Origin of the sequence: Shewanella sp. S23-S33 (genome assembly GCF_043359565.1) — a bacterium.
In the GTDB taxonomy this organism is placed as follows: Bacteria; Pseudomonadota; Gammaproteobacteria; order Enterobacterales; family Shewanellaceae; genus Shewanella; species Shewanella oncorhynchi.
On record NZ_JBHFFD010000054.1, the window covers coordinates 23394 to 30021 of the forward strand.

Consider the following 6628-nt stretch of genomic DNA (forward strand, 5'->3'; position numbering starts at 1 on the left):
AATAAAAATGCCGCCAAAGCAAAACTCAGGCGGCATTTTTTATATCAAACTCGTTAGACTGAAGCTATCTCTTCAGGCGTCAAATATCGCCATTCACCCAGTGCTAAGGAGGGGTCTAATTCAATTTGCCCAACACTTTCACGGTGCAACCCTTGCACATGATTGCCCACAGCGGCAAACATACGCTTCACTTGATGATACTTACCTTCGGTGATGGTTAATCGCACTAATTGTGGATCAATAATCTCCAGTAACGCCGGCTTAGTTAGACCATCTTCACCACGCAATTCAACGCCAGCGGCAAATACCGCAATCAAACTAGCATCCACAGGCTCAGCGAGTTGCACTAAATAGCGTTTGCCACATTCTTTCTTCGGTGAGGTGATCTTATGCGACCATTGACCATCACTGGTAATCAACACTAGCCCTGTAGTATCGGCATCTAAACGACCAGCAATGTGCAGAGTTTCTGGCTTAGGCACATCCACTAAGCTCAATACCGAAGGGTAGGTTTCATCTATCGTCGAGCAAATAGTGTCTACCGGTTTGTTAAGCATTAAATAACGCTCGCCCACTAAGACAATCGGCTCGCCTTCAAGGCAAACACACATACCTTCAGTCACTTTAAAACCCGAGTCTTTGACGACTAAGCCATCACAAGTAATATCACCGCGATGCAGGGCTTTTTTCGCTAATGAGCGAGTCAATGAGGTACTCTCACAGATAAATTTGTCTAAACGCACGTTAATACTCAACTTCAATAAAGAAAACTGCCGTATTATGAAGCCGACCAGTTCAAAGGGCAAAGAATTGCTGCTCAACGCGAGCAGTGTTTCTATTTAGCCCTTACGCATTGACAGCAATCACCATAGGGAAAGATGCTATGACTGAATTCCAAAAGATGATCACAGGCCAAGAATATGATTGTCTTGACAGCGAACTCTTAAGTTTAAGAACACAACAGCAGCGATTGAATCGACAATTAAATCAAACGATTGCTCAAAATAGCACTGAGTACGCCCAACTCTGCCAACAACTTATGCCCCTTAAATCGCCAGCCGCAACTATCTCCACGCCGATTTTTATCAGTTATGGCATCAATCTCACTCTTGCTGACAGAGTGTTCATTAATGTGAATGTCACCTTGCAGGATAATGCGCCCATTTCTATTGGCGAGCAGACTATGATTGGCCCCAATGTACAGTTTTATACCTCAAGTCACCCACTTGATGCCGAGCTACGTTGCTCAGGTTTGGAAACCGCTAAAGCGATTCACATCGGTAAACGGGTATGGATTGGCGGCGGCGCAATCATAATGCCAGGAATCAATATTGGTGATGATGCCGTCATCGGTGCTGGCGCCGTAGTGACTAAAAATGTCGCAGCCAAAACAGTGGTTGCAGGTAACCCTGCAAAACGAATTAGGCAACTGAATTAACCCTATTTTAAAATGATAAATCGAAGTGCTCGCTTACCTGAAAAGGCCTGCATACGGTAACTTTGCAGCTACTGACTTAAATATACTCACTGGTAACCTTTAGTTACATATCACTCAAGATAAATCCACGATAAACACTGTAATGACCTTGTTTCGATTCCTAGTAAGGCATTAACATAGTTCATTGCGCCTGAAGCAATCCCATTTTGCCAAAATAACAGCCCCAATAATGGGCACAATAATAAACTCGAAGGAAACAACATGAGAAAAGTACTCATTGGGGGACTGTGTGCCTCACTTATCGCAGGCCTGACTGCCTGTAATGACAAGGCTGCCGAAGTTAAAGTCCCTGAAACTGCTAAAACAGCCACCGCAGCGGCAGTGACTCAAGCACTAGGTTCTGGAATTGAATTTGCTAATTTTGATAAAGCGATTCGTCCACAAGACGATTTCTATAAATACGTTAACGGCACTTGGCTAAAAAACACTGAGATCCCAGCCGATCGCACTAGCATTGGCGCTTTCTACGATTTACGTGAAAAATCACGTGACGACGTAAAAGCCATTATCGAAGAAGTGGCTGCAACGCCCAATCTCGTCGTTGGTACAGACGAGCAAAAAGTGGCCGATTTATATCGTTCATTTATGGATACTGAGACACTCAATAAACTGGGAGTCACACCAATCCAAGGCGAATTTGATGCTATTAATGCCTTAAAAGATAAGAATGAATTAGTGAAGTACTTCGCCCACAGCCAAATCGCTGGCGCGGGTACCCCAATAGCATTTTATATCGATATCGATGCAAAAAACTCTAGCCGTTACGCAACGCATCTCTATCAATATGGCCTAAGCCTGCCAGAGAAAGACTACTACTTTAACGAATCCGAACGCTTCGTTAATATCCGTAAGGCATATGTCGCTCATATCGAAAAAATGTTTACCCTTGCGGGTCTCGCTAACCCTAAAGTCAGTGCTGAAGCTATTTTAGCCTTAGAAACGGCGATTGCTGCTAAGCATTGGGATGTGGTTGAAAATCGCGACAGCACTAAAACCTACAATCTATATCAAGTCAAAGATCTGCCAACACTGGCACCGGATATCGATTGGGCAGGCTACTTAGCCGCTCTTGGCGCTGACAAGCAAACCGATATCATAGTTAACCAACCTAGCTATATCCAAGGGTTAAACGAAGTTTTAAAAACGACTGAGTTAGCCACTTGGAAAACCTATATGCAATGGCAAGTGCTGACGCACGCGGCGAGCAATCTGAGTGAAGCGTTAGACAATGAAAACTTCGCTTTCTTCTCTAAAACCTTAAATGGTCAAGAAGAACAAGAACCTCGTTGGAAGCGTGGCGTTGCAGCCGTCAATGGCGTTCTTGGTGAAGTTGTGGGTAAAGTGTATGTCAAACGTCACTTCACTCCAGAAGCCAAAGACCGTATGCAAGCACTGGTTGAAAACCTGCGTGGTGCTTACGGCGACAGCATCAAAGAATTAACTTGGATGAGCGACAGCACTAAAGTGGCTGCGGCGGATAAATTAGCAAAATTCAACCCGAAAATCGGTTACCCGAACAAATGGGAAGATTACAGTAAGCTGACCATCAAGGCAGACGACTTAGTCGGTAACGCTATGCGTGCCAGTGAAGTTGAACATGCTAAATCATTAGCCAAACTGGGCGCGCCAATCGATAAAGACGAATGGCACATGACGCCACAAACGGTTAACGCTTACTACAACCCAACCATGAATGAAATCGTGTTCCCTGCAGCTATTCTGCAACCACCCTTCTTCAATTTGGCAGCTGACGATGCAGTCAACTACGGTGGTATTGGTGCGGTAATCGGCCACGAAATGGGCCATGGTTTTGACGATCAAGGCGCTAAATTCGACGGCGAAGGCAATATGCGTGATTGGTGGACAGAGCAAGACTTGAAAGAGTTCTCTGCTCGCGGCAAAGCGCTAATCGCACAGTACGATGGTTACGCAGTGTTTGATGATCTGCATGTCAACGGCAGCTTAACCTTAGGCGAGAACATTGGTGACTTGTCAGGTGTGACTATCGCTTATCGTGCTTATAAGAAATCGCTTAACGGTAAAGATGCGCCCGTTATCGATGGCTTAACGGGCGATCAACGTTTCTTCATCGGCTTCACGCAAATTTGGCGCGCAAAAGCTAAAGAAGAAGCCATGCGTAACCGCGTAGCGACTGATCCACACTCACCTGCGGAATTCCGCGCACTGGGTGCACTATCTAACATGCCTGAGTTCTACACTACGTATGATGTAAAACCTGGCGATGCCATGTATATCGCACCAGAGAAACGCGTAAAAATTTGGTAAGCCAAATTTAAATCACTGTTCAGCGGCATAAGCTGGCCAACAATGGCGCTCACTGTTACAGGTGGCGCCATTTTTATTTCCTTAAACCACTGAGTTATGAATGTGAACCCATGCGCAAGATGAACAAGTCTTCATGGTTGGTTCAGCTTTAATTAAGCAATAGAAGCCTATGGTGGATGAGTGACCTGAATAACTCACCCATAAGGAAGTAGGCCGCATGACTAAGTTATTTCGTACCTTTTTTATTTTTCTACTCTTATTATCGAGCCGCGCTGGTGTAGCAAATCCTCTCGACATCAGTGACAGTAAAGCAGAACGTGGTAATTACAGTGCAAGACAGGCATCAAGCCATGACCTACAAGGTCTATATGCACTCAGCAGTCAGACCTTCGATGCGCCTCATCAATCCTCGAATGACTTATCCGTGCTCCATCACCAAGCCTATGATGCACAAGCTGAGCTCGCTCAATTACTCACCAAGATTGCCCATTATTCACAGGCACTAGTGATTGTTCCGCCAGTAAAGAGTTACCAAAGAGCAGCCGATAAAGTGGCGACAAAATTTAACGGTGATGCCAGCCAAATTACCGACCTTGCAAGGGCAAGTATTGTGACCGACAGCATTCAAGATCTGATGCAGGCCTACCAAACTTTGAATGAGCACACCCAAGTTGTGAAACAAAAAAACCGCTTTGCCGAACCTAAAGCCTCCGGCTATCGCGATCTCAATCTACTGGTACGCTTACCCCAATCAGGCATGATTGCTGAAGTGCAATTACACCTACAGGATATCGCCGATATTAAAAATGGTCCTGAACACAAGGTATATGAAAAAGTACAGAGGATTGAGGCCAATGCTCGTGAACAACAACGTTCACTAAGTGAGTTTGAACTCGCGCAGATTGCCCAATTACGCCAAGAATCACATAAGTTGTACCATAAGGCATGGCTTAACTATAAACGGGTTGATGAAGCCAGTTTATTAAGAGCCTCAGTCACTTAACTAAAAAGCTTCCACTCTTGCGCTGGTTATCTGTAAAGGTACCAGCGCCTTTTTTTATATTTTACAGCGCCTGAAAAACCATATTAAAAATAAGCTGAAAAAAAGCACTCTCTCGCATCGAACGTCTTTTTAAGTATATAATCCCGCGCCATAGCCCTATCAGCAGGAAACGCCATGCACGACATTATTGAGCAACTCCAAGAACGCAGCGAAACTGTTCCTGTACCACTCGAATTACCCACATTTGAGCAGCTCGTCGAAGTCGAAGAGCAAATCCTGATTTCATTGCCAAGGGAGCTAAAAGAATACCTGTTGTATGCCAGTGATGTAATTTACGGCACGATAGAGCCAGTAACAGCATCGGATCCCTACTCGCACACCTACCTGCCCGAAGTGACTTGCTATGCGTGGTCCATCGGTATGCCAAGGGACATGATTGCCATATGTCAGCAGGGTGATGCTTTTTACTGTATCGACCAAGATGGTCAAGTACATTTCTGGAAAAACGGCGACTTTACCGATATCTATTGGGAGTCGTTTTGGGAATGGGTTGAAGAAATCTGGTTAAAGATCAAATACTAATTTTACTTTTATTGCATTGAGAACACGATTATGTCTAAGAACATTGGCTTGAATGCCATCGAAATGAGCTACTTACGCCAGTCACTCAGCTTAAGCGCGGCTCAAGTTGGTGCTCTGACTAACCATAGCGAAGCCGATGTATTCGCCTGGGAAAGCGGTGAACAACTGGTACCTGAGCTGGCACAAAAGAAACTGCTTGATATTGATGACATCATTGAGATGCAAGTGCTCAACACCTGCGATGGTATCGAAGAACTATTTAAGAAAGAACCTAAACGTCACTTAGCCTTCGTGGTCTACCCCACTCAAGCGGTTTACACACAATACAACCCCGAATTCTTAAGTTCACTGCCTTTTACTGAGCTGTACAACACGGCCGCTTGGCGCATTAAGAAAGAGTGCAAACTGGTCCTAGAAGTCGACGTCAGCCTAGTGGCTCTCGACGTGGAGGCCTACAAAGCCTTCCGTGAACCAACCAAAATGAGTGAAAGCCGCGAAAGTCGCGCAAAGTGGGCTGCGACTCAGCTATAAGCGTGCAAATCCAGAAGCTTAGTACTCGCGTTAACAGTAAGGGCTGATATCACTATCTGCCCTTTTTATATTCTCATAATGATTTCAGATAATCAGCGACTTAGAATGATTAGCCCTTAGCGGCCACCACAGCATCCATCTTCTGTAAAGCTGATTGACGCGACGGCAGCGCAGACAACCTATCGCGATAAGCGGCGAGTTTAGGTGGAATGGCTTGTTCGAATAATGTGCCCCACATTAAGGTATGGGCTAGCAAAATATCCGCCACCGAAACGTCATCACCGAGCAAAAAATCACTTTCAGGCAACATGGCTGCGGCCAATGCCGCCGCCTTATCAAACTCCCATACCGCACAAGGCATGATCTGCGGATGACGCTGCGCCTCAGGCAAGGCAAACTTATGTTTACCCAAAGTCCAAAGCGGCTGCTCAAGCTCAGTAATGATGAAGCTTACCCATTGATGGTGCAAACCAGAAGCGTTACTCCCCACTGGTGGCAACAACTTACCCTCGCCATACTTTTCTGCGAGATAAAGGCAAATCGCCGCTGATTCAGATAACACTAGCTCAGCATCCGTTAGCACAGGCACTTTACCACAGGGATTTATCGCTAAAAATGCCGCGCTGCGATGCTCACCTTTAGTCATATCCACAAAGGAAAAATCCCAATCAACCCCCAACTCTTCCAACACCCAAGCAACTCGTAATGCGCGACTGCGCGGTGTGCCA

Annotated in this window: 7 protein-coding genes; 5 read left to right on the forward strand and 2 right to left on the reverse strand. The window is 45.5% G+C overall.

Features of this window, described 5'->3' with window-relative positions:
- Positions 1-53: 53 nt before the first annotated feature.
- Positions 54-806, reverse strand: a complete 753-nt coding sequence (rsuA, locus tag ACHA99_RS14880; protein ID WP_393943523.1) for a 16S rRNA pseudouridine(516) synthase RsuA — start codon at positions 804-806, stop codon at positions 54-56.
- 77 nt (positions 807-883) lie between these two features.
- Here rsuA and ACHA99_RS14885 point away from each other — a divergent pair, with 77 nt between their 5' ends.
- The 5 genes from ACHA99_RS14885 to ACHA99_RS14905 all read left to right on the forward strand — a co-directional run bounded on the left by ACHA99_RS14885 (position 884) and on the right by ACHA99_RS14905 (position 5900).
- Positions 884-1438 (forward strand): sugar O-acetyltransferase, encoded by a 555-nt coding sequence (locus ACHA99_RS14885; protein WP_393943525.1) that lies wholly within the window; start codon positions 884-886, stop codon positions 1436-1438.
- Between the two features lie 261 nt (positions 1439-1699).
- Positions 1700-3784 (forward strand): M13 family metallopeptidase, encoded by a 2085-nt coding sequence (locus ACHA99_RS14890; RefSeq protein ID WP_393943527.1) that lies wholly within the window; start codon positions 1700-1702, stop codon positions 3782-3784.
- 217 nt (positions 3785-4001) lie between these two features.
- Positions 4002-4787, forward strand: a complete 786-nt coding sequence (locus ACHA99_RS14895; protein ID WP_393943529.1) for a RelA/SpoT domain-containing protein — start codon at positions 4002-4004, stop codon at positions 4785-4787.
- 174 nt (positions 4788-4961) lie between these two features.
- Positions 4962-5369 (forward strand): SMI1/KNR4 family protein, encoded by a 408-nt coding sequence (locus ACHA99_RS14900; RefSeq protein ID WP_113939053.1) that lies wholly within the window; start codon positions 4962-4964, stop codon positions 5367-5369.
- Positions 5370-5399: 30 nt separating this feature from the next.
- Positions 5400-5900: a DUF4447 family protein gene (locus ACHA99_RS14905; RefSeq protein WP_393943531.1), complete on the forward strand. Its 501-nt coding sequence runs from the start codon at positions 5400-5402 to the stop codon at positions 5898-5900.
- A gap of 109 nt (positions 5901-6009) precedes the next feature.
- Here the strand turns inward: ACHA99_RS14905 and ACHA99_RS14910 are convergent.
- Positions 6010-6628, reverse strand: a 619-nt coding sequence (locus tag ACHA99_RS14910) for a glutathione S-transferase family protein (protein WP_393943533.1), incomplete at its 5' end; no start/stop codon positions are given.